This window comes from Zoogloea sp. 1C4 (assembly GCF_009469605.1).
Classification (GTDB): domain Bacteria; phylum Pseudomonadota; class Gammaproteobacteria; order Burkholderiales; family Rhodocyclaceae; genus Zoogloea; species Zoogloea oryzae.
Map to the genome: position 1 here is coordinate 1 of NZ_SSXU01000077.1, position 1,972 is coordinate 1,972.

At 46.8% G+C, this 1,972-nt stretch carries 1 protein-coding gene; it reads right to left on the reverse strand.

The features are described 5' to 3' along the window. Nucleotides 1–188: hypothetical protein (locus GH681_RS23850; protein ID WP_228112046.1), on the reverse strand; the 188-nt coding region annotated here is incomplete at its 3' end. Nucleotides 189–1,972: the final 1,784 nt, after the last annotated feature.

The window sequence follows — 1,972 nt, forward strand, 5'->3', positions numbered from 1 at the left end:
CAGTGGATTCCATGCAGTGTCATTGAATGCAGTGGATTCCATGCAGCATGATTGAATGCAGTGGATTCCAGGCAGCGAGGCCCAATGAATCCCGATTGAATGCAGTGGATATTATCCAGCATGGCCCAAAGCATCCCGATTGAATGCAGTGGATTCCATGCAGCGTGTTTGAATGCAGTGGATTCCATGCAGCATGGCCCAATGGTTCCCGATTGAATGCAGTGGTTGCAATGAAGCATGATTGAATGCAGTGGATTCCATGAAGCGTGGCCCTATGGTACCCGATTGAATGCACTGGTTGCAATGAAGCATGATTGAATGCAGTGGATTCCATGCAGCATGGAGAAATTGAACCCTATTAAATGCAGGGGATTTTATGCAGCATGATTGAATGCAGTGGATTCCATGCAGCATGATTGAATGCAGTAGATTCCATGCAGTGAGGCCCAATGCATCCCGATTAAATGCAGTGGATTTTATGCAGCGAGGCCCAAAGCATCCCGATTGAATGCAGTGGATTCCATGCAGCGTCACTGAATGCAGTGGATTCGATGCAGCATGGTTAAATGCATCCCGATTGAACGAAGAGTATTCCATGCAGCGTGGCTAAATGGATCCCGATTGAATGCAGTGTATTCCATGCAGCGTGGCGTAATGGATCGCGATAGAATGCAGTGGATTCAATGCAGCGTGGCCCAATGGATCTCGAGAGAATGCAGTGGATTCCATGCAGTGTGGTGCAATGGATTTTGATTGAACGCAGTGGATTCCATGCATCGTTGCGCAATGGATCCCAATTGAATGCAGTGAATTCCATGCAGCGTGATTGAATGCAGTACATTCCATGCAGCATGGTAAAATGCATCCCGATTAAATGCAGTGGATTCCATCCAGCTTGATTGAATGCAGTTGATTCCATGGAGCGTGGCCCAATGCATCCCGATTAAATGCAGTGGATTTTATGCAGCATGGCCCAAAGCATCCCGATTGAAGGTAGTGCATTCCATGCAGCATCACTGAATGCAGTGGATTCCATGCAGCATGGTAAAATGCATCCCGATTGAACGCAGTGTATTCCATGAAGCATGGCTAAATGGATCCCGATTGAATGCAGTGGATTCCATGCATCGTGGCCCAATGGATCTTGATTGAACGCAGTTTATTCCATGCAGTGAGGCCCAATGAATCCCAATTGAATGCAGTGGATTCCATGCAGCATGGTGCAATGGATGTCTATTGAATGCAGTGGTTTCCCTGCAATGTGGCACAATGGATCCCGATTGACTGCAGTGGATTCCATGCAGCGTCACTGAATGCAGTGGATTCCATGCAGCATGGTAAAATGCATCCCGATTGATGCAGTGGATTCCATGCAGTGTCATTGAATGCAGTGGATTCCATGCAGCATGGTAAAATGCATCCCAATTGAATGCAGTGGATTCCATGCAGCGTGGCTAAATGGATCTCGATTGAATGCAGTGGATTCCATGCAGCGTGGCCCAATGGATCTCGATTGAATGCAGTGGATTCCATGCAGTGTGGTGCAGTGGATTCTGATTGATTGCAGTGAATTCCATGCATCGTGGCACAATGGATCCCAATTGAATGCAGTGGATTCCATGCAGCGTGGCCCAATGGATCTCGATTGAATGCAGTGGATTCCATGCAGCGTGTTTGAATGCAGTGTATTCCATGCAGCGTGAAGAAATGGAACCCTATTGAATGCAGTGGATTTTATGCAGCATGATTGAATGCAGTGGATTCCATGCAGCATGATTGAATGCAGTGGATTTTATGCAGCATGGCCCAAAGCATCCCGATTGAATGCAGTGGATTCCATGCAGTGTGATTGAATGCAGTGAACTCCATGCAGCGTGGTAAAATGAATCCCGATTGAATGCAGTGGATTCCATGAAGCGTGATTGAATGCACTGTATTCCATGAAGTGTGAAGTAATGGAACCCTATTGAAT